Origin of the sequence: Brachybacterium phenoliresistens (assembly GCF_000576425.1) — a bacterium.
GTDB lineage: Bacteria > Actinomycetota > Actinomycetes > Actinomycetales > Dermabacteraceae > Brachybacterium > Brachybacterium phenoliresistens.
In genome coordinates this window covers 118,773-141,884 of sequence record NZ_KK069992.1, presented here as the reverse complement: position 1 = coordinate 141,884, position 23,112 = coordinate 118,773, and the positions used below count along the sequence as shown (strand labels likewise).

Here is a 23,112-nt window from a genome sequence, read left to right as displayed (position 1 = left end):
CCCTCGGCCGATGGGCAGTTCTCCCCGTGGCCTCCGGCGGAGCCGCGTGGGATGATTCCGGCGCAGGGCCGGGGATCGCCTCCGGACCCGGAGAGGGGAACCCCGATGCGAAGCAACCTGTTCGACGCCAGCAACCAGGAGCGCCAGACCGCCGAGCGCTGGAGCCTGCAGTCCTCCAAGATGCTCCGCTGCGCGCTGCAGCCCGATGCCCCCGAGATCATCTCCGCCCAGGGCGCCATGGTCGCCTATCAGGGGCAGATGGACTTCTCGTACCAGGGCTCCGGCGGCGGCATGAAGCTGCTGAAGAAGATGGCCACCGGCGAGGGCGGGAACCTGATGCGCACCCGCGGCCACGGCGAGATCTTCTACGCCCGCGCCGCCGAGGAGATCTTCCTGCTGCAGCTCGAGGGCGACGCGATCACCCTGAACACCAAGAACATGCTGGCCTTCGACTCCTCCATCCAGTGGGACATCCGCTCCCTGGGCGGGGCGGGGTTCATGGCCGGCGGCCTGTTCAACCTGCTGCTGCAGGGCCACGGCATGGTCGCGGTGACCTCCGACGGCCCGCCGATGCTGCTGGACTGCTCCCAGCAGCCCACCTTCGTGGACCCGCAGGCCGCGGTGTGCTGGTCGGCGAACCTGCAGCCGCAGATCAAGAACGACTTCAAGATGGGCTCCCTCATCGGCCGCGGCTCCGGCGAGTCCTTCCAGCTCGGCTTCCACGGCCCGGGCTTCGTCGTCGTGCAGCCCTCCGAGGGCCGGCCCGTCGTCGCGGCCGGCTGATCGGCCGGAGCCTCCGGGCCCACGGACCCGGCTCCCCCGACGGGGAGACGGGCCGTCGGCCTACGATGAGCCGGTGACCTCCCATCGACCGGACACGCTCCCGGCGGAGCTGCGCGCCCTGGGTCCGGCGGGGCGCCGGCGCGCCGCCGGCGCCGCCCGCGACATGCTCGCCGCGGAGCTCTCGCAGCGCCCCGGGGAGATCGTCGACCCCGTCCCGGTGGTGGTGGACGACGAGGCCTGGCAGGACCTGGTCGCAGGGCTGACCCAGCGCGCCCGCCTCCTCGACGAGCTGTACGGCGACCTGTACGGCCCGCGCACCGTCCTGACCGGCGACGTCGCCCCGGCCGAGGCGGTCTTCGCCGATCCCGCCTACCTGCGTCCCGCCGTCGGCATGCCCGCCCACGGCGCCGCGCACCTGCACATGCTCACCTGCCGGGTGACCCGCACGGCCGAGGGTCGCTGGATGGTGCTGGAGGACTCCACCGACACCCCCGGCGGCAGCGGCCTGGCCATCGAGCTGCGCCGTGTGCTCTCCCGCTCGGTCCCCTCGCTGTACCGCTCCACGCCGCTGCACCGCCTGCAGCCCTTCTTCGACACCGTGCGCACGTCCCTGCACGCCCGTCTGCGCGCCGACGGCCGCGCCGGCCGCCTGGTGGTGCTCATCGACGAGGCGGGGGATGCGCAGAGCGCGGACCATCGGCTGCTGGCGAGCCTGCTGGGCGCCCCCGTCGTCTCCGCGACCGATCTCGTGATCCGCGACGGCAGCGTGCGCCTGCACGCCCCGGCCGGCACCGCCGCCGAGACCACGGGCGTGGACGCCATCTGGCGCCTGGTCCCCTCCGCGCAGGTCGACCCCCTGGACCTGGGCCCGACGCCGCTGGGCGGGGTCACCGGCCTCACCGAGGCGGCGCGCCGCGGGGAGGTCGCGGTGCTCAACCCCATCGGCGCCGGGATCCTGGAGAACCCGGCGCTGCGCGCCGCGCTGCCGGACCTGTGCCGGCAGGTCCTCCACGAGGACCTGCGCCTGCACTCCCCCGCCGGCCCTCTCGGCCCGGAGCGGGCGACGGCGCTGTCGCTGGACCCCGACGGCGGCGAGGAGCTCGTCGAACGTCCCGTGACGCTGCAGGTCATGGTGGTCGCCGGGGAGTCGGGCTACGAGGTCCTGCCCGGCGGGATCGCCCGCACGGATGACGACGCGCCCCCGGCCCTGAAGGACGTGTGGGTGCTGGTGCCGGAGCCGTCCTCCGCCCCCGAGGGTGCCGAGAGCCGGGGCGAGGCGCTCGAGGGCATCGGCGCCCTGCCCTCCCGCACGGCGATCACGCCGTCGATCGGCACCGACCTGTTCTGGTTCGGCCGCTACCTCGAGCGGGTCGACCAGACCGCCCGCATGCTGCGCACCGTCGTGGACGTGGGCAACGACCTGAGGGCCGAGCGCTCCGCCTCCGCGCTCACCGCCCGCACCGTGCTGCTGCGCGCGGTCACCGACGTGACCGCGACCTATCCCGGCTTCACCGCGATCGACCCGACCGACGGCGACGCCGTGGATGCCGAGCTGGCCTCGGTGGTCACCGACGTCTCCCGCCCCGGCTCCCTGGGGCAGTCCTTCCGCGCCCTCGAGCACAGCACGCTCAGTCTGCGGGACCTCGTCGGCGAGGACATCTGGCCGGCCCTGACGCGGATGCGCGAGACCCTGCGCGCCCCGGCCGCCCTCGAGGGGCCGCTGGAGCAGTCCCTCACCGTCCTGGTCGACGGCTGCCTGACGCTCACCGGCGCGATCACCGAGTCCATGAGCCGGGGCACGGGCCGGGACCTGTGGGAGGCGGGGCGCCGCATCGAGCGGGCCCTGGGGCTGCTGGCCCTGCTGGGCTCCGTGTTCTCTGAGCGCCGCTCCCTCCGCGTGGAGCAGCGGGTCTCCGCGGCGGTCGCCACCATCACCGGGGCGAGCACCGCCTTCCGCCGCGCCTACCGCTCTCCTCTGCACCCCGAGCTGCTCGCGGAGATGCTGTTGGCCGATGCGGCCCTGCCGCGCTCCCTCGCCTTCCAGGTCGAGCGGCTGCGGGAGGCGGTGGACCGCCTGCCCGACACCTCGGCGACCAGCGAGGTCCGCTCCCTGCTGGCCGATCTGCGCTCCCGCACCGAGTCGCTCTCCGCGCGCAGCCTGCTGCAGCCCGAGGCGGAGGGCTCCGCCCGCACCGGCGTGCCCGCGCAGCTCGGCGCGGCCCGGGACCTGCTGCGCACCCTGTCCACCGCGCTCGAGGAGGAGTTCTTCCGCGCTCCCGAGCGCACGGCCGCCTGGGGGATCGACGATGTCTGAGCCGAGCGCATCGGGGAGCGCCGCCGCCCGTCGCACGCCGGCGCCGCCGCGCATCCCCCTGCAGGTCGAGGGGGCCGCGGCGCCGGAGCCCGTGGACTATCTCGTCCATCACCTCACCAGCTACCGCTACCAGCGCACCGTGGACCGCAATTACGGCCGCGCCCACGTCGAGCCGCGCGCGACCCCGTACCAGCGGGTCCTCTCCCATGAGGTGACCGTCGAGCCGGCGCCGGCCGTGCTCACCGCCCACACCGACGTCTACGGCAACTCCTCGACCTTCCTGCTGGTGAACGGGCCGCATGACGCCCTGGACGTGCATTCGCGGGCGCGGGTGACGGTGCTGGGCCGCGAGTACCCGCCCGAGCGGCTCGCCGCGCCCTGGGAGTCGTGCACCCAGGACCGCTGGGGCAACCTCATGCCCGCCGAGAGCGTCGACTTCGTGCTGCCCTCCCCGCGGATCCGCACCATCCCCGCGGTGCGGGAGATCGCCGAGCAGGTCTTCACCCCAGAACGGCCCATCGGCGAGGCCCTGGCCGACCTCACCCACCGCATCCACACCGGCTTCACCTATTCCTCCGGGGCCACCACCGTGACCTCGACCCTCGAGGAGGTGCTCGCCGCCCGCCACGGCGTGTGCCAGGACTTCTCGCACGTGGGCGTGGCCGTGGCCCGCTGCATGGGACTCGCGGCCCGGTACGTCTCGGGCTATCTGCGCACGGCGAGCGCGGATCCGGCGACCCTGGGCACCGCCCCGACCGGGGAGATGATCGGCTCCGCGGCCTCCCACGCCTGGCTCAGCGTGCTCGTGCCCGGATGCGGCTGGGTCGACATCGACCCCACCAACAACACCTTCGTCGACCAGCGCTTCGTGACCACCGCCTGGGGGCGCGACTACACGGACGTGCCGCCGCTGCGGGGCATCGTGGTGGGGCCCGCGGGGAACCGCTCGACCCTGGAGGTCGCCGTGGGCGTCGTGCCGGAGGCGCGGGACTGAGCATCGGCCCCCCGCCCCGCAGGCGTATCGGGCCCGCCCCGCAGGCGCATCGGCCCGCCCCGCAGGCGCGGCCGGGGGTCGCCCGGTCCGGAATGTGACGCCGGATGTCGACCTCGATGGCCTCGTGTGACATCGTGTGACGTCCGGGATGCCTGGAATGTGTCGACATCGGACGAACGGTGTGAGGACGCCCACGCACCCCCAAAGGTCTGCGAATACCCCGTATAAGCTGGTTCGACAATCCCGTCCGGAGAAGAGACTCGAGGTCCGATGTCCACCACCCAGCCTCTGCGCCTTGCCGTGATCGGCGCGGGCCCCGCCGGGGTCTACGCCGCCGAGACCCTCGCCCGCACGCCCCGCGTGAAGTCCGGCGAGCTGACCGTCCAGTGCGACATCTTCGATGCGATGCCGACGCCGTTCGGCCTCATCCGCTACGGCGTCGCCCCCGATCACCCGCGCATCAAGGGCATCATCACCGCCCTGCACCGCATCCTCGGCCGCGGCGACATCCGCTTCATCGGCGATGTCGCGGTCGGCACCGACCTCAGCTTCGAGGAGCTGCGCGAGCGCTACGACGCCATCATCTTCGCCACCGGCGCCCTCAAGGACGCCCGGCTCGACATCCCCGGCATCGACCTCGAGGGCTCCTTCGGCGCCGCCGACTTCGTCGCCTGGTACGACGGCAACCCCGACTACCCGCGCACCTGGGACCTCTCGGCCCAGCACGTGGCGATGATCGGCAACGGCAACGTGGCCCTCGACGCCGCCCGCATGCTCGCGAAGTCCGCCGACGAGCTGCTGCGCACCGAGATCCCCGCCAACGTCTACGAGGGCCTGAAGGGCGCGGCCACCACCGACGTGCACGTCTTCGGCCGCCGCGGCCCCGCGCAGACCAAGTTCTCCCCGCTGGAGACCCGCGAGCTCGCCCACCCCCAGGGCGTCCAGGTCGTCCTCGAGGAGCGCGACTTCGCGCAGATCACCGAGAAGGAGTGGGAGGAGATCCGCGCCGACAAGCGCACCGATCAGATCGTCACCACCTTCACCGGCTGGCTCGAGGAGCAGAAGCGCCGCGAGGCCGCCGGCGAGGAGCCCACCGACCACCACGGCGGTCCCGTGCAGCGCCGCCTGCACCTGCACTTCTGGCATCGGCCCGTCGAGGTCCTCGGCGAGGACGGCAAGGTCACCGGCATGCGCTTCGAGCGCACCGAGCTCGACGAGCAGGGTGCCGTGGTCGGCACCGGCGAGTTCGTCGACTACGAGCTGGGTGCCGTCTACCGCGCGATCGGCTACCACGGCTCCGAGGTCCCGGGCCTGCCCTACGACGAGCGCCGCGGCGTGATCACCAACGAGGCAGGCCGTGTCATCCGCGACGGCGCGCCGATCCCCGGCGTCTACGCCAACGGCTGGATCAAGCGCGGTCCCGTCGGCCTGATCGGCGCGACCAAGTCCGATGCGGTGGAGACCATCTCCTGCCTGCTCGAGGATCTGGACGCCGGCGTGCTGACCCCCGCCGCGGATCGTGACAACGACTCGATCCTGCGCCTGCTCGAGGACAAGGACGTGGCCTACACGACCTGGGACGGCTGGATGGGCCTGGACGCCCACGAGGTCGACCTGGGCGCCGCCGCGCTGGACGCCGAGGGCCAGGCCCGCCCGCGCATCAAGGTCGTCGACCGCGAGGAGATGGTCCGCGTGGCCCGCGAGGCCCAGGCCCAGCGCGACCGGGTGCCCGCCGAGGCCCACTGACCCGCGCGCCCGCGCACGCACCGACCACGACGCCCGCTCGCCTCGCCGCGAGCGGGCGTCGTGGCGTCCGGCCCCCCGCGGGGACGTCCTGCGACGCTCGCCGGTGCCGGCTCCGCGTCCCTGCAGGGGCCCCGCTCAGCGCCGGATGCCGGCGAGGAAGTCGGCGATGCGGTCGATCGCGTCCTGGAGCACCTCCACGCTGGGCAGGGTCACCAGGCGGAAGTGGTCGGGCTCCGGATAGTTGAAGCCGGTGCCCTGCGTGACCAGCAGCTTCTTCGAGCGCAGCAGGTCGTAGGCGAACTGCTCGTCGTTCTCCACGCGGTACATCTCGCGGTCGAGCCTCGGGAACATGTACAGCGCCCCCTCGGCCTTCTCGACGCTGACCCCGGGGATCGCGGACAGGCCCTCGTAGGCGGCGTCGCGCTGCTCGAGCAGCCGGCCCCCGGGCAGCAGGAGGTCGGTGATGGACTGGTACCCGCCCAGCGCCGTCGCCACCACGTGCTGCGCGGGGACGTTCGGGCACAGGCGCATGTTGGAGAGCACGTCCAGGCCCTCGATGAAGCTCGCGGCGTGGTCCTTCGGTCCGTACAGCGCCATCCACCCGGCGCGGAAGCCGGCCACGCGGTACGCCTTGGACAGGCCGTTGAAGGTGATGGTCAGCAGGTCGTGCGCGAGGGAGCCGATGGGCGTGTGGGTCACGCCGTCGTAGGTGATCTTGTCGTAGATCTCGTCGGACAGGATCAGCAGGTCGTGCTTGCGGGCGACCTCGATGATCTGCTGCAGCACCGACTCGGGGTAGACCGCGCCGGTGGGGTTGTTCGGGTTGATCACCACGATCGCCTTGGTCCGCTCGGTGATCTTGTCGGCGATGTCGGTGATGTCCGGCCACCAGTGGTTGTCCTCGTCGCACCGGTAGTGCACGGCCCTGCCGCCGGCGAGGGAGACCGAGGCGGTCCACAGCGGGTAGTCGGGCATCGGCACCAGGATCTCGTCGCCGTTGTCGACGAGCGCCTGGCACACCATCTGGATCAGCTCGGAGACGCCGTTGCCGAGGTACACGTCGTCCAGCTCCATGCCGGGCATGCCGCGAGTCTGGTAGTACTGCGCGACGGCGCGGCGGGCCGCGGGGATGCCCTTGGACTCGGAGTACCCCTGGGCGGTGGGCAGCTGGCGGATCATGTCGACGAGGATCTCGTCGGGCGCCTCGAAGCCGAACGGCGCCGGGTTGCCGATGTTCAGCTTGATGATCTTGTGCCCCTCGGCCTCCATGCGGGCTGCCTCGGCGGGGACCGGTCCTCGGATCTCATAGCAGACATCACGCAGCTTCGAGGACTGGTTCAAGATCATGGTCGGCCTCCTGGCCTGGTCGGGGGCGGCCAGCATATCGCCGCGGCCCTCCCGCCCTCCCGGGCTCTCGCCGCGCGGCCCGCGGAGCGGAGCGGACGGGCGGGCGGCCGGCGTCCGCACCGTGAGCCACATCTCTTCTCCGATTTACTTTCATGATGTAATTTTGTCGCACCGCACCCCGCCGGGCGCGGACGCCGCCTCACCGGAGAGAGACCGATGCCGCCTCGCAGCACGAACCTGGACGCCGCCGTCACCGCGCCCGTCCCGGGACTCACCCACCGCCTCCACCTGCGCGCCGCCGGCGTGAGCGTCCTGCTGGACGTCACCGACGGCCGCGTCCCCGAGATCGTCCACTGGGGCGAGGACCTCGGCGAGCTGCGCGGCGAGGAGATCGACCGGATCGCCCTCACGGCGGTGCCGAGCATGCCGCAGAACGCGGTGGACGTGCCGGTGCGCGTGGGCGTCATCGCGCAGTCGGCCGATGGCTGGGTGGGTCGCCCCGGCATCTCGGGCTCGCGGGCCGACGGCTCCGGCTTCGCCCCCCGGCTGCAGGTCGCGGCGATCCGCCGGGCCGATGTCACCGGGCCGGGCACCTCCGCATCGGCTGAGCTCGCCGCCGCCGCGGCGCCGGTGGAGCAGCCGGCCCTCGAGGCCGGCCCCTCCCGCGTCGAGGTCGACCTCCTCGACCCGGAGCTCGCCCTCGAGGTCGCCCTCGAGATCGAGCTGCTGCCCACGGGCCTGCTGCGCCTGCGGGCCGCGCTCACCAACCGCGGCGAGGCCCCCTACCAGCTGCAGGAGCTCACCCTCGCCGTCCCGGTGCCGGCGCACGCCTGCGAGCTGCTCGACTTCGCCGGCCGATGGGCCAAGGAGCGCACCCCGCAGCGCACCGCCTTCGGCGTCGGCACCCACCTGCGCGAGAACCGGCGCGGCCGCACCGGTGCGGACTCCGCCTACGTGCTGCATGCCGGCGCCCCCGGCTTCGGGTTCCGCGAGGGCGAGATCTGGGCGGTGCACACCGCCTTCTCCGGCAACCACCGCCATCTGGCCGAGAAGCTCAGCACCGGCCGTCAGATCCTCGGCGGCGGCGAGCTGCTGCTGCCGGGCGAGGTGCGCCTGGCCGCCGACGAGACCTACACCGGCCCGTGGCTGTACGCGAACCACGCGCGGGGCCTGGACGCCGTGGCCGGCCGCTTCCACCGCCACCTGCGCTCCCGCGCCCAGCACGTCGGCACCGACCGTCCCGTGACCCTGAACGTGTGGGAGGCCGTGTACTTCGACCACGACCTGGCCCGGCTGCGGGACCTCGCCGACCGCGCGGCCGCCCTCGGCGTCGAGCGGTACGTGCTGGACGACGGCTGGTTCGGCTCGCGCCGCGACGACTCCTCGGGGCTGGGCGACTGGGTCGAGTCCGAGGACGTCTGGCCCGCACCCGAGGGGCTGTCCCCGCTGATCGACCATGTGACCGGGCTGGGCATGCAGTTCGGCCTGTGGTTCGAGCCGGAGATGGTCAACGAGGACTCCGAGGTGGCCCGCGCCCACCCCGAGTGGATCATGGCGCCCTCCCCCGACCGGATGCCGCTGCGCTCGCGCCAGCAGCAGGTCCTCAACCTCGCCATCCCCGAGGCCTACGCCCACGTGCACGGCCAGATGCAGGCGATCCTGGACCGCTACGACATCGGCTACATCAAGTGGGACCACAACCGCGACCTCATCGAGGCGGCCACCCGCGCCACCGGCGCCGCCGGCGTGCACGCCCAGACCGAGGCCTTCTACCGCCTGCTCGAGGAGCTGAGGCGCGACAACCCGGGGCTGGAGATCGAGTCCTGCTCCTCCGGCGGCGCGCGCGTGGACCTCGAGGTGCTCGAGCGCACCGACCGGGTGTGGGTCTCGGACTGCATCGACCCCCTGGACCGCCAGCAGATGAACCGCTGGACCAGCCAGCTCATCCCCCTGGAGCTGATGGGCAGCCACATCGCCTCGGGCCGCTCCCACACCACCGGACGCCTGCACACCCTGGCCTTCCGTGCGGCGACCGCCGTCTTCGGCCACCTGGGCATCGAATGGGACCTCGCCTCCGCGAGCGAGGACGAGCTCGCGCAGCTGCGCGGATGGCTCGCGCTGCACAAGCGCGTGCGGGAGCTGCTGTTCACCGGCGACCTGGTGCGCGCGGACCGCGCCGCGGAGGACGTGCTCTGGGTGAGCGGCGTCGTCTCCCCCGCACAGGACCACGCGCTGTTCTCGATCACGGCCATGACCCGCAGCGGCCAGGTCCAGGGCGGGCGCCTCCAGCTCCCGGGCCTGGACCCCGCGCGGCGCTACCGCGTGCAGGTCCACCTCGGCGACGAACGGCCCCACGGCCTCACCGCCCCGGTGTGGATGCAGCGCGCCCTCGACGGCGAGGCGGTCGTGCTGCCGGGCTCCGCGCTGCTGCGCGCCGGCATCGACGCCCCCGTCCTCGACCCCGAGCAGGCGATCCTGCTCGAGCTCACCTCCCCCGAGGCCTCCGCCTCATGACACGAGGAGGGGCGCCCGCCCCTCCGGACAAGGAAGTGCGCATGACCTCCGCGACGACGACGACGCGACGGCCATCCGCGACGAGCCCCACCCGGGGCGGCCGCGGGCGCCGGAAGGATGACACGGCCCTGGCGCTGCTGTTCATCGCACCGGCGAGCATCGGCCTGCTGGTGTTCCTCATCTGGCCGCTGCTGACCGGTATCTACTACTCCTTCACGGAGTACACGACCCTGACCCCGCCGAGCTGGGTGGGCCTGGCCAACTACCGCGAGATGCTCACCGACCCCATCTTCTGGAACTCCCTGAAGGTGACCATCTGGTACGTGGTGCTGAACATCGGCATCCAGACGGTGGTGGCCCTGGTCATCGCGGTGCTCATGCAGCGCCTGACGCAGTCCACGGTGATGCGCTCGCTGGTCCTGGCCCCGTACCTCGTCTCCAACGTGGTCGCCGCCATCACCTTCCTGTGGCTGCTGGACACGCAGCTGGGCATCGTCAACCGCCTGATCGCGGGCATCGGCCTGGATCCCGTGCAGTTCTGGACCTCGGAGACCTGGGTGATCCCCACGATCGCCCTGGTCAACGTGTGGCGGCACATGGGCTACACGGCGCTGCTGCTGTTCGCCGGCCTGCAGGCCATCCCGCAGGGCCTCTACGAGGCGGCGCGCACCGACGGCGCGGGCGAGGTGGCGATGTTCCGCCGCATCACCCTGCCGCTGCTGCGACCGATCCTCGCCCTGGTGCTGATCATGTCGATCATCGGCTCGTTCCAGGTGTTCGACACCGTCTCGGTGACCACGCAGGGCGGCCCCGCCGACTCCTCGCGGGTGCTGCAGATGTACATCTACCAGAACGCGTTCGCGGAGTACGAGTTCGGCTACGCCTCCGCCCTGTCCGTCGCGCTGCTGATCATCCTCATGGTGATCACCTTCGCCCAGTACCGGTTCTCGCGCGCCGGCCAGTCGGACCTGAACTGAGAGGAGGAGACCGATGACGACCACCACCGCACCGACGGCCCCCGCACCCGGCGCCGCCGCCCCCGTGCCGACCCGGCGCCCGCGCCGCCCCTTCAGCTGGGGCCGGCTGATCGCCTGGATCGCGATGATCGCGATCCTGATCATCACCCTGTTCCCCTTCTACTGGATCCTGCGCACGGCGCTGTCCTCGAACACCGCCCTGGGCACGGACCCCGGCAGCCTGCTCCCGGTGGGCTGGAACCTCGGCGGCTTCGAGCGCGTCTTCGGGCTGCAGGACGTCGAGACCGCGATCTCGCAGGGAGGCTCCGGGGCCTCCATCAACTTCTGGCGCTACCTGCTGAACTCCGTGATCGTCGCGACGACCATCACCGTGGTGCAGACCTTCTCCTGCGCGCTGGCCGCCTACGCGTTCAGCCGCCTGCACTGGCGCGGCCGCGACACCGTCTTCCTGGTGTTCCTGGGCTCGCTGATGATCCCGCAGATCTTCACCCTGCTGCCCAACTTCATCCTCATCAAGAACCTGGGCCTGGTGGACACGCTGGCCGGGATCATGCTGCCGACGCTGTTCATCTCCAGCTTCGGGATCTTCTTCCTGCGGCAGTTCTTCAACAACGTGCCGCAGGAGGTCGAGGAGGCCGCGCTGCTGGACGGCGCCGGGAAGATCCGCGTGTTCTTCACGCTGATCCTGCCGATGGCCTCGGCGGCGCTGACCACCCTCGCGCTGCTGACCTACATGGGCGCGTGGAACGAGTACTTCTGGTCGCTGATGGTCTCCTACACGGACTCCTCGCGGGTGCTCACGGTGGCGCTCGGCGTCTTCCGGGCGCAGGCGCCGGGCACCGGACCGGACTGGTCGGGCCTGATGGCGGCGACCCTGGTCGCGGCCGCGCCCATGCTGATCATCTTCGCGCTGTTCGCGAAGCGGATCGTCAACTCCATCGGCTTCAGCGGGATCAAGTGAGGAGCGCACGATGACGCCATCCAGCACCGGCCGCAGGCCGAACGACAGCAGCACCGGCCGCAGGCCGGACGACAGCAGCACCGGCCGCAGGCCGAACAACCGCGGCATCGGCCGCAGGACCGTCCTGACCACGGGCGCGGCGCTGGCCGCCGGCGCGGCCACGGCAGGTCTGGCCGGCTGCGGCGGCAGCGTCGGCGCCGCCGGCACCACCACCATCGACTACTGGCTGTGGGACGCCAACCAGCTGCCCGCCTACTCCGCGGCCATCGAGGCCTTCATGGCGAAGAACCCCGACATCCACGTGCGGATCACGCAGATGGGCTGGGACGACTACTGGACCAAGCTCACCGCGAGCTTCGTCGCGGAGGCCGGCCCGGACTGCTTCACCGACCACCTGGGCAAGTACCCCGAGTTCGTGAAGCTCGGCGTGATCAGCCCGCTGGACGGCATCGGCCAGCTCGACGAGATCCCCGGCGACCGCTTCAAGGAGGGCCTGCAGGATCTGTGGACCGGCCAGGACGGCGCCCGCTACGGGATCCCCAAGGACTACGACACCATCGCCATCATGTACGACCGCACGCGCCTGGCCGAGGCGGGGATGACGGACGAGGACCTCGTGGGCCTGGACTGGAACCCCGAGGACGGCGGGACCTTCGAGAAGGTCCTCGCCCACCTCAGCGTGGACGCGCACGGCGTGCGCGGCGACGAGGAGGGCTTCGACCCCACCGATGTGGTCACCTACGGCATGGCCGCCGGCCCCGGCGTCGACTACGTCGGCCAGTCGGCGTGGTCCCCCTTCGCGCTGTCCACCGGATGGACGTTCACGGATGAGCGCACCTGGGGGCGCCGCTTCAACTACGACGACGAGCGCTTCCAGGCCACCATGGACTGGTACTACGGTCTTGTGGACAAGGGCTTCTACCCGCCCTTCGGCACCTTCGGCGACTCCTCCCCCGAGCAGGTGCAGATCCAGTCCGGGGCCAGCGCCCTGGCGCTGGCGGGCTCGTGGATGATCGGCACCTACAACGGGCTGGACGAGGTCGATCTCGGGATCGCTCCGCTGCCTGCGGGCCCCGTCGGCACGCCCGTGTCGATGTTCAACGGCCTGGGCGACTCGATCTCCTCCCAGTCCGAGCACAAGGAGGAGGCGTCCCGGCTGATCGCCTTCCTCGCCTCCGACGAGGCGCAGGAGATCATCGGCGGCTTCGGGGCGATCTTCCCGGCCACCGACATCGGCACCGAGAAGGCCATCGCCGCGCATGCCGAGTCCGGACTGGACGTCACCCCGTACACCGACCGGGTCGATCGCGGGGAGACGGGCCTGTACCCGCTGGTGGAGAACTCCGCCTCGATCGCGGCGATCATGCAGAGCGCCTTCGACCGCCTGTGGATGCGCCAGATCGACGTCTCCGAGTTCACCGCCTACAACGACCGGGTCAACGCCCTGTTCGAGTAGGCACCGGCCACGGAGCAGGACGCCCCGGGATCCGCGACGGATCCCGGGGCGTCCTGTGCGTCGGGGTCTCAGGGGCGGTCGGGGCGCACCGGGGCCTCTGCCGCGGCGAGACGGGCGCGCAGGGAGGCCAGCTCCTCCCCCAGCTCCGCGGGCAGGCGGTCGCCGAAGGTCTCCAGGAACGCGCCGATCCCCTCGGCCTCGGCCTGCCAGGCGGCGGGGTCGACCGCGAGCAGCTCCTCGAGGTCCTCCGGGGGCAGGTCCAGGCCGGTGAGGTCGAGGTCCTCGGGCCGGGGCAGGGCGCCCAGGGGCGAGTCCTGCGCCCCGGCGCGGCCCTCCAGGCGGCCGATGATCCAGTCGAGCACGCGGATGTTCTCGCCGAACCCGGGCCACAGGAAGCGGCCGTCCTCGCCGCGCCGGAACCAGTTGACCTGGTAGATCCGCGGCGCGGCGTCGGTGTACATCCGCCGGCCCATCAGCAGCCAGTGGGCGAGGTAGTCGCCCAGGTGGTAGCCGCAGAAGGGCAGCATCGCGAAGGGCTCGCGGCGCACCTCGCCGACGGTCCCCTCCGCGGCGGCGGTGCGCTCCGAGGCGATCGTCGCGCCGAGGAAGACGCCGTGCGCCCAGTCCCGGGCCTCGACCACCAGCGGCACGTGCGCGGCGCGGCGGCCGCCGAAGAGGATCAGGTCCAGCGGCACGCCGTCGGGGTCCTCCCAGTCCTCGGCGATCTGGGGGCACTGCGCGGCGGAGACGGTGAAGCGCGAGTTCGGGTGGGCCGCCGGGCGGCCCGAGGACGGCGTCCAGTCCCGGCCCTGCCAGTCCACGAGGCGCTCCGGGGGCGTGTCCGTGAGCCCCTCCCACCAGACGTCGCCCTCCGGGGTGCGGGCGACGTTGGTGAAGATCGTGCGGCCCCACAGGGTCTCGATCGCGGAGGCGTTCGTCGCCGGCCCGGTGCCCGGCGCCACGCCGAAGAACCCCGCCTCGGGGTTCATGGCGTGCATCCGGCCATCGGCCCCGGGACGCATCCACACGATGTCGTCTCCGAGGGTCTCCACCCGCCAGCCGGGCAGGGTGGGGCGCAGCATGGCGAGGTTCGTCTTGCCGCAGGCCGAGGGGAACGCCGCCGCCACGTGGTACCGGCGGCCCTGCGGGGAGACGAGGCGGATCAGCAGCATGTGCTCGGCCAGCCAGCCCTCGTCCCGCGCCATCACCGAGGCCAGGCGCAGCGCGACGCACTTCTTGGCGAGGATCGCGTTGCCGCCGTAGCCGGAGCCGTAGGAGAAGACCTCCAGCGTCTCCGGGAAGTGGATGATGTGCTTCTCCTCGTGGCAGGGCCAGGCCGTGTCCTCCTGCCCCGGCTCCAGCGGCGCGCCCACCGAGTGCACGGTGCGCACCCACGCCGCGCCGTCCGAGATCTCGCGCAGCACCGGCGCGCCGACCCGGGTCATGACGCCGATCGAGACGACCGCGTAGGCGCTGTCGGTGATCTGCACGCCGATCCGCGAGTCCTTCCCGCCGACGGCCCCGAGGGAGAAGGGGACGACGTACAGGGTGCGGCCGCGCATGGCGCCGTCCAGGAGGCTGTCGCGCAGGGCGCGCATCTCCTCGGGATCGGCCCAGTTGTTGGTGGGACCGGCGTCCTCCTCGCGCGCGGAGGCGATGATCGTGCGCGCCTCGGTGCGGGCGACGTCGCCCGGGTGCGAGCGGGCGAGGTAGGAGTCCGGACGCAGCACCGGGTCGAGCTTCTCGAGCTTCCCCTCGGCGACCAGGACCCGCAGGAGCTCCTCGTGCTCCTCCTCCGAGCCGCTGACCCAGTGCACTCGATCGGGACGCGCGAGCCGGGCGATGTCGTCGACCCATGCGAGCAGGTCGGTCATCCCCGCCGTGCCGCGGTACGGGGCCTGGCCGAAGGGGCGCGCCGCCCGCGGGACGGCGCGCGAGGGATCCGGGTCGGCCGCGGGGCCCGATGCCGATGCGTTGCCCGATGCGGGGCCCGATGCCGGGTCCGATGCCGGGTCCGAAGCGAGGTCGCCGGGAGCGGCGCCGCCCAGCCGGGGCGCGGAGGTCGAGGGCGTGGCCGAGCCGGAGGCGGTGGGAGAGGCCGCGGTGCGGGACTCGATGAGGGTCATCTGATCTCCTTCGAAGCAGGTGCGATGATGACATCCTGCGGGTGTATCGACGCCTCTGAAGACCAGGAACCGAGGAAAGATCCTCGATTCTTTCGATATGGTGAAGACATGGCGCGCACCGACCTCGCCCTGACCACCCTGGGGCACCGCATCCGACATCACCGCACCGCGCGCGGCCTGACCCTCGAGGCGCTCGGGGCGGAGGTCGGCGTCGCCGGGTCCCAGCTCAGCCTGATCGAGAACGGGCGCCGCGAACCGAAGCTCTCGCTGCTGCAGGCGATCGCCCGGGCCTGCGGCACGGACCTCGGCGACCTCCTCTCGGACGAGCCGCCCAGCCGGCGGGCGGCCCTCGAGATCGAGCTGGCCCGCGCCCAGGACAGTCCCGTCTTCCGCCAGCTCGGCATCCCGCCGGTGCGGGTCACACGGAGCATGAGCGACGAGACCCTCTCCTCGATCATCGGCCTGCATCGGGAGCTGCAGCGCCGCGAGAGCGAGGCGATCGCCACCCCGGAGGAGGCGCGGCGCGCCAACACCGAGCTGCGCCTGCGGATGCGCGGGGAGAACAACTACATCGGCGCCATCGAGCAGATCGCCCAGCAGCAGCTGCAGGCGGCTGGGCATGCGGGCGGGGCCCTCACCCACCGCACCGTGAGCACCATGGCGGAGCGTCTGGGGCTGCAGCTCATCTACGTCAGCGACCTGCCGGCCTCCACCCGGTCCCTCACGGACCTGGAGAACGGGCGGATCTACCTCCCGCCGGCCTCCGTCCCCGGCGGGCACGGGCTTCGCTCCATGGCCCTGCAGGCGATCGCGCACCAGCTGCTGGAGCACGCCTCCCCCACCTCCTACGCGGACTTCCTCCGCCAGCGCCTGGAGATCAACTACTTCGCCGCGGCCTGCCTCATCCCCGAGGCGGCGGGGGTCGAGTTCCTGCAGCAGGCGAAGAAGGAGCGGAACCTGGCCGTGGAGGACTTCCGCGACGCCTTCGGCGTGACGCACGAGTCGGCGGCCCTGCGGATGACCAACCTGATGACCGAGCATCTCGGGATGCGCCTGCACTTCCTGCGCGTCGAGGAGGACGGGGCGATCGCCCGGGCCTACGAGAACGACGGCCTCCCGCTGCCCCAGGACGTCACGGGATCCGTCGAGGGCCTGCCGGTGTGCCGGAGGTTCCAGGCGCGCGCGGCGCTGCGCGCGCAGAACCGGCCCACGGAGGAGCACCAGTACACCGACACCCCCGCCGGGTCCTTCTGGTGCGCGACCCAGACCGGCTCCTCGGCGAGCGGCGGGTTCTCCATCTCCGTCGGCGTCCCGTACCAGGACACCCGCTGGTGGCGAGGGCGGGAGACCACCGCCCGGGCCAGCTCGACCTGCCCGGACGAGGCCTGCTGCCGGCGCCCCACGGGAGAGGCGGCCGCGCGGTGGAGCGGACGGGCCTGGCCCAGCGCGCGGGTGCACACGCACATGTTCTCGCCCCTTCCCCGCGGGGCCTTCCCCGGCGTGGACGAGATCGAGGTCTACGACTTCCTGGAGCGCCACGCCGCCGAGCCGGGGCTCACGCGCCCTCCCCGCCGATGAAGCGACGCACCGCGATGACGGCGGCGCCGCGCGCCCAGTCGTCGAACTCCGCGGGCAGCAGGCGCACGACCACGTCGCGCTGGGCCCGGGTCAGGCGCGAGCGCAGGGCCTCGGGGAAGTCGGTGCCCAGGCGCAGCAGGTCCACCGCCTCGCCGCCGAGGATCAGCGCCTCCGGGTCCAGCACGCCCACCAGCCCCGCGCCGGCGACGGCCACGGCGTGGGCGACGTCGCGGGCCACCTCCAGGGCGGGCTCCTCCCCCGCGCGCGCGGCATCGACCAGGGCGTCCAGCCCCTGGCCCGGCGCGATCGCCCCGCGAGCGCGGGCGGCCTCCAGCACGTGCGCGGTGCTGGCGACATCGCGCAGCGGGACCCCGCACCCGTCGCGGGTGATGGTGGGCAGGCTGCCCGTCAGGCCCGCCAGGTGCAGGCGGCCGCGATGGACCTCCGTCTCCACCACGCTGCCCACGCCCACCCCGGCGCCGATGGTGATCACCGCGAAGCTGCGATGGCGCCGGCCCACCCCGAACCAGGACAGCCCCTCGAGCAGGGCATGGAAGTCGTTGCTCACGCTCACCGGCAGGCCCAGGCGCTCCTCGAGCACGGACCGCAGGGGGAACGGCTCGTACCAGCCGAGCATCGCCGAGGCCGCCACCGCCCCGTCCGCCCCGACCTGGGCGCCGATGCCCACGCCGACCCCCGCGACCCGCGGGTGCGCCGCCACCAGCGGCGCGCACAGCGCGACGGTCTCCTCGACCACGCTCGCCGGATCCGCGCTGGAGAGATCCGTGCTCAGCTCCTCGAGCGCGACCCCGCGGACCGTCACCACCGCCGCGTACACGCTCTGCGCGGTGATCTTGATGCCGATGAAGCGGGCGTGGTCCTCGTCGACGTCCAGCGGCTGCTGCGGCCGCCCCTTGAGCTGGGGCAGCGGCGGCAGCTCGCGCAGCAGCCCCGCCTCGAGCAGCTCGCGGGTGAGACGGGTGAGGGTGGGACCGGACAGCCCCAGCAGGCGGGCCAGGTCGGTGCGGGCGTGCGGCCCCCATCGGACCAGATGCTCGTAGACCTCGCCGGCGCTCGACGAGCCCGGCGCGGCGGGCAGCGCGCTCGCGGGGGCGCCCGGGCACGGGACCGCCGCGGGCGCACCGGCCGGCGGCACGGTCGGGTCGGTCCGGGGATCCATCCGGCCATTATCCGTGCTGCGGCGCGCCGCGGGGCCCCTCCCCGCAGGTCGGACACGACGCGCCGGTCCCAGGCTCCGCCCCGGGAGAGCCCATGGCGGTCCCAGCCCCGCCGATAGGCTGGTGCGCATGGTCACATCCGGTTCCTGCGCCCCTGATCCCGACATCGCTGCGGCAGGACTGGAGGGCAATCCCTTCGCCCGGGCCTCCGAGCTGCCCTACGGGCTGCCGGACTTCGCGGCGATCCGGCCCGAGCACCTGCTGCCGGCGTTCCGCGCCGGGATCGCCGAGCAGAAGGCCCTCCTCGCGCGCCTGGCCGCCGCGCAGGACGCGCCGACCTTCGCCTCCGTGCTCGAGCCGCTCGAGCACGGCAGCCCGGTGCTGCGCCGCGTCACCCCCGTCTTCTTCCACCTCGTGGCCTGCGACGGCACCGACGAGCTGCTGGAGATCGAGAAGGAGATCGCCCCCGAGCTCACGGCCCTGGACGACGCGCTGCACCTGGACGCGCGCATCTTCGCGCGGGTCGATGCGCTGCGCCGCGCGGCCGAGGACGGCACCGTCGCGCTGAGCCCGGAGCAGCGCCACATCCTCGAGCGGACCCACCAGCGCTTCGTGCTGCGCGGCGCCCGCCTGGACGACGCCGGCCGCGAGGCCCTCGCCGCGCTGAACCAGGAGATCTCCGAGGCGCAGACCGCGTTCTCGCAGGCCGTGAAGAAGGACCTCAAGGCCGCGGCGGTGCCCGTGCACGAGGAGTCCCAGCTCGCCGGGCTGGATGCGGCCCAGCGCTCTGCGGCCGCGACCGCGGCGGCCGATGCGGGGCTCGAGGGATGGCTGCTCACGCTGGGCCTGCCCACCGTCCAGCCGCTGCTGACCTCCCTCGAGGACCGCGCCGTGCGCGAGCGGCTGTACCGCGCCTCCGTCGAGCGCGGCACCGCGACCTGGGAGCTGGCCCCGCGCATCGCCTCCCTGCGGGCGCGGAAGGCGGAGCTGCTGGGCTTCGAGGACTTCGCCGCCCTCGCGGTCGCCGATCGCACGGCCGCCCTGCCCGTCGCGGTCGAGGACCTGTTCGCCCGGGCCATCGGCCCTGCGATGGCGAACGTCGAGCGCGAGCGCGAGCGGATCGCGCGCCGCGCCGCCGAGGACGGCGTGGACGAGCTCGCCCCCTGGGACTGGGCCTACTACGCCGACCGGGTGCAGCGGGAGGACTTCGCGGTCGACCGCGCCGAGCTGAGCCCGTACTTCGCGCTGGACCGCGTGCTCGAGGACGGCGTGTTCCACGCCGCCGGCCAGGTCTACGGCCTGCGCTTCACCCGCCGCGAGGATCTCGCGGCCCACCACCCGCAGGCCGCGGTGTGGGAGGTCCATGACGCCGACGGCGAGGGCCTGGGACTGTTCATCGGCGACTACTTCACGCGGGACACCAAGCGCGGCGGCGCCTGGATGACCTCGCTGTCGCTGCGCTCGCACCTCGAGGGCACGCGCCCCATCGTCACCAACACCATGAACATCTCCCGCCCCGCCGAGGGCGAGCCGGCGCTGGTCACCCTCGACGAGGTCCGCACGATGTTCCACGAGTTCGGTCATGCGCTGCACGGCCTGCTGAGCGACGTGGAGAACCCCTCGGTCGCCGGCACCGCCGTCCCGCGCGACGTGGTCGAGTTCCCCAGCCAGGTCAACGAGATGTGGGCGCTGCGCCCGGGCATCGTGGAGCACTACGCCCGCCATGTGGAGACCGGGGAGGTCGTCCCGCCCGAGCTGCTGGAGAGGGTCGAGGCCGCGAGCCTGTGGGGCGAGGGCTTCGCCACGGTCGAGTACCTCGCTGCGGCGGTGCTGGACTGGCGCTGGCACCGGATCGGCGCCGACGTCCGCGTCGAGGACCCGCGCGCCTTCGAGGCCGAGCAGCTCGAGGTCGCCGGCCTCGCCCACCCGCTGGTCGCGCCGCGCTACCGCACCGGCTACTTCCACCACACCTTCTCCGGCGGATATGCCGCGGGCTACTACTCCTACTTCTGGGCGGAGGCCTTCGACGCGGACTCCGTCGCCTGGTTCGAGGAGCAGCTCGCCGCCGGCGTGCCGCTGCGCGAGGCCGGGGACGCGTTCCGGGCGGGGATCCTCGCCCTGGGCGGGTCCCGCGATCTGCTCGAGGCCTATCGGGCCTTCCGCGGCCGGGACCGCGAGGTCCGCTACCTGCTCGAGCGCCGCGGCCTCGCCTGATGGGGACTTCTCCCCATCGGCGCCGGGTGCACGGCTCGGGCATCTCTGACATGCTCGAGGCTCCCGGTGCCGTCCAGGCCCATCCGTGCACGACCGTGAGGTGACCATGACCGAGAACGCCGATCCGGGCGCCGCCGCGAGCAGCGCGGACGAGACGCAGACGATCTACACCGCCTACGAGATCGACTTCATGCTGAACCTGCGCCGCACCGAGGCCGCGGAGATCACCCGCGAGCAGATCGGGATCCGCAGCGCTCCCGAGCAGGCGGCCGACTTCGTCTCCGCGGCGGTCGCCGCCGGGCTGCGCGCCCGCGGCAAGGTCGAGCAGTCGGCCGACGGCCAGTGGCTGCTGGGCCGCGAGGGCCAGATCGTCGCCGGCACGCTCACCAGCGCGAACCGCTGGCTGGGCATGGCCCTGGCGCAGGGCGGGGCGATGCGCATGGCCTTCCTCGTCGCCGCCGAGCAGTCCGTCCTCATGCTCACCCAGGACGAGCTGGACACCTTCCTGGTCACGGCCCTCGCCTCGCCGGACCAGGTGCCGCAGGCCGTCACCGACATCGCCCGGGCCTTCCTCGCCCAGGCGCCCGGGAACACCGTCTCCCTGCGCCGCTGCGACGCGGGCGACCCGGCCACCACCACGCAGCTCATGCTGCACGTCGAGGACGACGGCGCCTGGAAGGTGGGGCACGAGCCCCTCACCGAGGAGGACGTCCTGCAGGTCTCGGACATCAGCTCCGAGCAGGTCCTGCCGGTGGTCGCCGAGCTCTGGGCCGACGGCGTCAGCGCCGCCCCGCACGCCTGACCGGCCGGACCGGCTTCCGGCCGGTCCCGCAGGAAGGCTCACCGCTCCGCGCCCCGCGGGGCCGGCTCACTCCGGGACGGGGGCGTGGCGGGCGCGGGCCTCGCGCAGGCGCGCGCGGAGGTTGCGGAACGAGCGATGCAGCCGGTGGGCGAGGTAGAGCCCGGCGGCGAGCAGGAGCAGCGCCAGCACCGCGGCGAGCGCCGGCAGCGCGACCGCCAGCACGCCCATGAGCAGGACGGCGGCGTCCTCGCCGGCGGAGACCAGGGCGTTGGAGACCGGCTCCGGGGACACGTTCACGGCGGCCCGGGCGGTCGACTTCGCGGTGTGCGCGCCGAAGGCCGCCGCCGCGCCGAGCACCGCCATCACGATCGCGGCGGTGGTGCTGGTCTCGCCGCCCAGGAGGTAGCCGATGGCGCCGCCCGCGATGGGGCGCACCACGGTGTGCAGGGCATCCCAGAACGAGTCGAAGTAGGCGATCTTGTCGGCGGCGAAGTCGACCACCAGCAGGATCCCGGCGATCACCAGCAGGTCGGTGCGCTGCAGGACCGCCGGCACCTCCTCGATCCCGAAGAGGCGTCCCGACAGCCCCAGCAGGAAGATCATGAAGTAGGGCCGCACCCCGCTGACCCATCCCGATCCGAGCGTCATCATCAGGGCTTCCATGCCCGCCCACCGTCCTTCCCGGCACGTCGCACGATCTCCGCGCGCAGCTCACGGATCTCCCGGCGGGACGGCTGCGCATAGGTCCACACCGGACGGTCGAACAGCGGCATCACCACGCGCCCGCCGCCGCGCAGCACCAGCGCCGCGCTCACCCCGTGCACGGGGTGCACGGCGCGGCTGTCCACGCCCGCGATGTCGCGCCACGGCACCCGGCGCGAGCCGAACGCCCCGAACACGGTCACGGCCTCGGAATCCCGTTCCAGGCGGGAGCGCACCGCGGCCAGGGCCAGCACGCCCCAGCGCAGCGCGGCCAGCAGCAGCACCAGGGTGCCGAGCCCCAGCCCCGCGACCACCACGACCACGGCCACATCGGGCGCGTGCCCGGCGGGGACCCGCATCAGCAGCAGGAGGCCCAGCACGCCGGGCACCAGCGCGGCCCACAGCCACAGCGCGGCGATCGCGGTGCGCAGCAGCGCCGAGCGCACGACGATCCGCGAGGTCGTCACCCGCACCGGTCCGCGCCCCGTGCCGGAGGCGCCGGGGACCGCCGGGCGCTCCTGGGTGCTCAGCTCCGGCCCATGGTCCAGGGCCCTCAGCATGCGCTCGATGGTTCCCGCGGAGCGCCGGAAGTCCGGCAGGGCGCGCGGCGGCCCGGTGTCCGGGTCCAGCCGCCGAGGGATCGTCATGGCATCACCGTAGTCGGCCCCGGCCCGCCCAGTCCCGGCGCGTACAGTGCCGTGCATGAGTCCGACCCCGTCGTTCCGCCGCCCTGCCCCGCTGTACCCGTCGGTGGCCGATGCGATCCCCGGGGCGCCCGACCCCGCCCAGACCGCGGATCTCGCCCACCAGAGCGCCGAGGCGCTGCTGCACGGCGTCTTCCACAGCGCCGACGAGGACGTCGTCCAGCGCGTGCTCACCCTCGTCGAGCGCGAGGGCCTCGGGGACCTCGCGACCCTGTGGTCCGCAGCCCCCGCGACCTCGCTGCCCGGGGCGCTGTGGCGCCTCTACGTCCTGCACACCTGGGTGCAGCGACAGACGGAGGAGGTCACCCTGCGGTACCGCGAGGGCTCCCGGACGGTGCCCGGGCTGCGCTACCTCGCCGGCCTCGAGGAGCCGCCGAGCCTCGAGCAGACCCGCAGCGCCATGGACCTGATCCTGCGCGGCGCCTTCACCGGAGACCTGTCCGTGGCGCTGGCCCGCGCCGGGGCGGTGGCGGTGATCGCCGCGCACGGCACGGCGCATCTGGCCGACTCCGAGTCCACCGAGGCCGCGCAGCGCGAGCTCACGGTCCAGGCCGAGCGCCTGCTCACCACCGGCGAGGAGCTCGCCGCCGCCGGCCACGCCGCCCGCCACGGCACCCTGGACTGAGATCCCGCCGCCCACTCCGAAAGCGGCCCTGACGTCGGATCATGCAGGATCTTCCCCACACGTGGGGCAGACCGGCCCCGCGATCCGATCG

General features: G+C 73.1%; 17 protein-coding genes. 12 read left to right on the top strand and 5 right to left on the bottom strand.

Annotation, left to right across the window (positions count from 1 at the left end; all coding sequences use genetic code 11):
- Positions 1 to 105: 105 nt before the first annotated feature.
- The 4 genes from BF93_RS08655 to BF93_RS08640 all read left to right on the top strand — a co-directional run bounded on the left by BF93_RS08655 (position 106) and on the right by BF93_RS08640 (position 5,837).
- Complete coding sequence (locus tag BF93_RS08655; protein ID WP_038372043.1) at positions 106 to 783, top strand: AIM24 family protein; 678 nt, start codon at positions 106 to 108, stop codon at positions 781 to 783.
- Between the two features lie 73 nt (positions 784 to 856).
- Complete coding sequence (locus BF93_RS08650; RefSeq protein ID WP_038372042.1) at positions 857 to 3,097, top strand: circularly permuted type 2 ATP-grasp protein; 2,241 nt, start codon at positions 857 to 859, stop codon at positions 3,095 to 3,097.
- Positions 3,090 to 4,091 carry a transglutaminase family protein gene (locus BF93_RS08645; protein WP_051486731.1) on the top strand — a complete coding sequence of 334 codons (1,002 nt, stop codon included), beginning with the start codon at positions 3,090 to 3,092 and terminating at the stop codon, positions 4,089 to 4,091. Before BF93_RS08650 ends, BF93_RS08645 begins: the two co-directional genes overlap by 8 nt.
- Before the next feature lie 270 nt (positions 4,092 to 4,361).
- The gene (locus tag BF93_RS08640; RefSeq protein WP_038372041.1) at positions 4,362 to 5,837 is read left to right on the top strand and encodes an FAD-dependent oxidoreductase; all 1,476 of its coding nucleotides are present in this window, start codon (positions 4,362 to 4,364) and stop codon (positions 5,835 to 5,837) included.
- Between the two features lie 135 nt (positions 5,838 to 5,972).
- Here BF93_RS08640 and BF93_RS08635 read toward each other — a convergent pair whose 3' ends face one another.
- The gene (locus BF93_RS08635; RefSeq protein ID WP_038372040.1) at positions 5,973 to 7,184 is read right to left on the bottom strand and encodes a pyridoxal phosphate-dependent aminotransferase; all 1,212 of its coding nucleotides are present in this window, start codon (positions 7,182 to 7,184) and stop codon (positions 5,973 to 5,975) included.
- 216 nt (positions 7,185 to 7,400) lie between these two features.
- Here BF93_RS08635 and BF93_RS08630 point away from each other — a divergent pair, with 216 nt between their 5' ends.
- Genes BF93_RS08630 through BF93_RS08615 form a run of 4 tightly spaced genes read left to right on the top strand, consistent with a single transcriptional unit; the run spans position 7,401 to position 13,092 of the window.
- Positions 7,401 to 9,698: an alpha-galactosidase gene (locus tag BF93_RS08630; protein ID WP_084148401.1), complete on the top strand. Its 2,298-nt coding sequence runs from the start codon at positions 7,401 to 7,403 to the stop codon at positions 9,696 to 9,698.
- Positions 9,699 to 9,739: 41 nt separating this feature from the next.
- Positions 9,740 to 10,675 carry a carbohydrate ABC transporter permease gene (locus tag BF93_RS08625; protein WP_038372038.1) on the top strand — a complete coding sequence of 312 codons (936 nt, stop codon included), beginning with the start codon at positions 9,740 to 9,742 and terminating at the stop codon, positions 10,673 to 10,675.
- 13 nt (positions 10,676 to 10,688) lie between these two features.
- Positions 10,689 to 11,636, top strand: coding sequence for a carbohydrate ABC transporter permease (locus BF93_RS08620; protein WP_038372037.1), 948 nt, complete (start codon positions 10,689 to 10,691; stop codon positions 11,634 to 11,636).
- Positions 11,637 to 11,646: 10 nt separating this feature from the next.
- Positions 11,647 to 13,092: an ABC transporter substrate-binding protein gene (locus BF93_RS08615; RefSeq protein WP_084148400.1), complete on the top strand. Its 1,446-nt coding sequence runs from the start codon at positions 11,647 to 11,649 to the stop codon at positions 13,090 to 13,092.
- A gap of 68 nt (positions 13,093 to 13,160) precedes the next feature.
- Here the strand turns inward: BF93_RS08615 and BF93_RS08610 are convergent, their stop codons facing one another.
- Positions 13,161 to 14,966 (bottom strand): phosphoenolpyruvate carboxykinase (GTP), encoded by a 1,806-nt coding sequence (locus BF93_RS08610; protein ID WP_051486749.1) that lies wholly within the window; start codon positions 14,964 to 14,966, stop codon positions 13,161 to 13,163.
- 360 nt (positions 14,967 to 15,326) lie between these two features.
- On the opposite strand from BF93_RS08610, the gene BF93_RS08605 reads away from it, so the two are divergent.
- The gene (locus BF93_RS08605; protein ID WP_038372036.1) at positions 15,327 to 16,796 is read left to right on the top strand and encodes a helix-turn-helix domain-containing protein; all 1,470 of its coding nucleotides are present in this window, start codon (positions 15,327 to 15,329) and stop codon (positions 16,794 to 16,796) included.
- On the opposite strand, the gene BF93_RS08600 is transcribed toward BF93_RS08605, so the two are convergent.
- Positions 16,774 to 17,976: an ROK family transcriptional regulator gene (locus tag BF93_RS08600; RefSeq protein WP_084148398.1), complete on the bottom strand. Its 1,203-nt coding sequence runs from the start codon at positions 17,974 to 17,976 to the stop codon at positions 16,774 to 16,776. The two genes, BF93_RS08605 and BF93_RS08600, sit on opposite strands and share 23 nt — an antisense overlap.
- Positions 17,977 to 18,103: 127 nt before the next feature.
- Here BF93_RS08600 and BF93_RS08595 point away from each other — a divergent pair, with 127 nt between their 5' ends.
- The gene (locus BF93_RS08595; protein WP_051486729.1) at positions 18,104 to 20,188 is read left to right on the top strand and encodes a M3 family metallopeptidase; all 2,085 of its coding nucleotides are present in this window, start codon (positions 18,104 to 18,106) and stop codon (positions 20,186 to 20,188) included.
- Between the two features lie 106 nt (positions 20,189 to 20,294).
- Positions 20,295 to 20,990, top strand: coding sequence for a hypothetical protein (locus BF93_RS08590; protein WP_038372035.1), 696 nt, complete (start codon positions 20,295 to 20,297; stop codon positions 20,988 to 20,990).
- A 66-nt stretch (positions 20,991 to 21,056) separates the two neighbouring features.
- On the opposite strand, the gene BF93_RS08585 is transcribed toward BF93_RS08590, so the two are convergent.
- Together BF93_RS08585 and BF93_RS08580 are read right to left on the bottom strand one after the other, a co-directional pair.
- Positions 21,057 to 21,653 carry a DUF4126 domain-containing protein gene (locus BF93_RS08585; RefSeq protein WP_038372033.1) on the bottom strand — a complete coding sequence of 199 codons (597 nt, stop codon included), beginning with the start codon at positions 21,651 to 21,653 and terminating at the stop codon, positions 21,057 to 21,059.
- Positions 21,641 to 22,339 carry a PH domain-containing protein gene (locus BF93_RS08580; RefSeq protein ID WP_051486728.1) on the bottom strand — a complete coding sequence of 233 codons (699 nt, stop codon included), beginning with the start codon at positions 22,337 to 22,339 and terminating at the stop codon, positions 21,641 to 21,643. The genes BF93_RS08585 and BF93_RS08580 overlap by 13 nt, the downstream gene beginning before the upstream one ends.
- A gap of 55 nt (positions 22,340 to 22,394) precedes the next feature.
- Here BF93_RS08580 and BF93_RS08575 point away from each other — a divergent pair, with 55 nt between their 5' ends.
- Entirely contained in the window at positions 22,395 to 23,021 is a 627-nt protein-coding gene (locus BF93_RS08575; protein ID WP_038372031.1) for a hypothetical protein, read from the top strand.
- Positions 23,022 to 23,112 lie beyond the last annotated feature (91 nt).

What these genes read in the sequence shown, in the direction of transcription:
- BF93_RS08630 (WP_084148401.1), top strand. Translation starts at nt 7,401, where the DNA reads ATGCCGCCTCGCAGCACGAACCTGGACGCCGCCGTCACCGCGCCCGTC.
- BF93_RS08605 (WP_038372036.1), top strand. Translation starts at nt 15,327, where the DNA reads ATGGCGCGCACCGACCTCGCCCTGACCACCCTGGGGCACCGCATCCGA.
- BF93_RS08635 (WP_038372040.1), bottom strand. Translation starts at nt 7,184, where the DNA reads ATGATCTTGAACCAGTCCTCGAAGCTGCGTGATGTCTGCTATGAGATC.
- BF93_RS08585 (WP_038372033.1), bottom strand. Translation starts at nt 21,653, where the DNA reads ATGGAAGCCCTGATGATGACGCTCGGATCGGGATGGGTCAGCGGGGTG.
- BF93_RS08620 (WP_038372037.1), top strand. Translation starts at nt 10,689, where the DNA reads ATGACGACCACCACCGCACCGACGGCCCCCGCACCCGGCGCCGCCGCC.
- BF93_RS08615 (WP_084148400.1), top strand. Translation starts at nt 11,647, where the DNA reads ATGACGCCATCCAGCACCGGCCGCAGGCCGAACGACAGCAGCACCGGC.
- BF93_RS08610 (WP_051486749.1), bottom strand. Translation starts at nt 14,966, where the DNA reads ATGACCGACCTGCTCGCATGGGTCGACGACATCGCCCGGCTCGCGCGT.
- BF93_RS08575 (WP_038372031.1), top strand. Translation starts at nt 22,395, where the DNA reads ATGAGTCCGACCCCGTCGTTCCGCCGCCCTGCCCCGCTGTACCCGTCG.
- BF93_RS08645 (WP_051486731.1), top strand. Translation starts at nt 3,090, where the DNA reads ATGTCTGAGCCGAGCGCATCGGGGAGCGCCGCCGCCCGTCGCACGCCG.
- BF93_RS08655 (WP_038372043.1), top strand. Translation starts at nt 106, where the DNA reads ATGCGAAGCAACCTGTTCGACGCCAGCAACCAGGAGCGCCAGACCGCC.
- BF93_RS08600 (WP_084148398.1), bottom strand. Translation starts at nt 17,976, where the DNA reads ATGGATCCCCGGACCGACCCGACCGTGCCGCCGGCCGGTGCGCCCGCG.
- BF93_RS08625 (WP_038372038.1), top strand. Translation starts at nt 9,740, where the DNA reads ATGACCTCCGCGACGACGACGACGCGACGGCCATCCGCGACGAGCCCC.
- BF93_RS08595 (WP_051486729.1), top strand. Translation starts at nt 18,104, where the DNA reads ATGGTCACATCCGGTTCCTGCGCCCCTGATCCCGACATCGCTGCGGCA.
- BF93_RS08590 (WP_038372035.1), top strand. Translation starts at nt 20,295, where the DNA reads ATGACCGAGAACGCCGATCCGGGCGCCGCCGCGAGCAGCGCGGACGAG.
- BF93_RS08640 (WP_038372041.1), top strand. Translation starts at nt 4,362, where the DNA reads ATGTCCACCACCCAGCCTCTGCGCCTTGCCGTGATCGGCGCGGGCCCC.
- BF93_RS08580 (WP_051486728.1), bottom strand. Translation starts at nt 22,339, where the DNA reads ATGACGATCCCTCGGCGGCTGGACCCGGACACCGGGCCGCCGCGCGCC.